General features: G+C 45.4%; 2 tRNA genes. Both read left to right on the top strand.

Annotation, left to right across the window (positions count from 1 at the left end):
* Window positions 1-205 precede the first annotated feature (205 nt).
* Window positions 206-281: transfer RNA gene (locus tag NE623_RS14450), tRNA-Ala, on the top strand.
* A gap of 3 nt (window positions 282-284) precedes the next feature.
* Window positions 285-361: transfer RNA gene (locus tag NE623_RS14445), tRNA-Ile, on the top strand.
* The last annotated feature ends 236 nt before the right edge of the window (window positions 362-597 follow it).

Here is a 597-nt window from a genome sequence, read left to right as displayed (position 1 = left end):
TGGTCTAAATGACTTTGGACAGGAACACAGTTTCAGTATTGTTCAATTTTGAGGGTCTTGCTTTTGGCCTCAAAAGGCCAAAAGTCGGCGGAGCGATGAGCGAGCCGATAGCCTTGTTTAGAGGGAGCCGAACAGGCGACCATGAATAAAGGCTGCAGATAACCTCAAAGCATAAAGGACAGCGAAACCCGAAACGCAAAAGCGCGGGGGTATAGCTCAGTTGGGAGAGCACCTGCTTTGCAAGCAGGGGGTCAAGGGTTCGAATCCCTTTATCTCCACCATTTGGGCTGATAGCTCAGCTGGTTAGAGCACTCGGCTGATAACCGAGAGGTCGATGGTTCGAGTCCATTTCAGCCCACCACAGGTTGCCTGTGAGGGCAACCCACAAATCCCTTATGGAGCTACGCAAGTAGCTGATGTACCTTGAAAACTGAATATAGAACTGCGAAATGAGATTTTATTAGCTATGTAAAATTCCTGATTTTAAATTAAAATCTATAATTTCACCAAGCGGAACTGGAGCTTAGCAATAAGCGACAGTAAATGGTAAAATCTCGTTGGCAAATGGAGAATCTGAAATAAGATATGTTTATCGAG

This window comes from Gemmiger formicilis, assembly GCF_024462815.1.
GTDB lineage: Bacteria > Bacillota > Clostridia > Oscillospirales > Ruminococcaceae > Gemmiger.
This window is presented reverse-complemented; position numbering and strand designations above follow the sequence as displayed.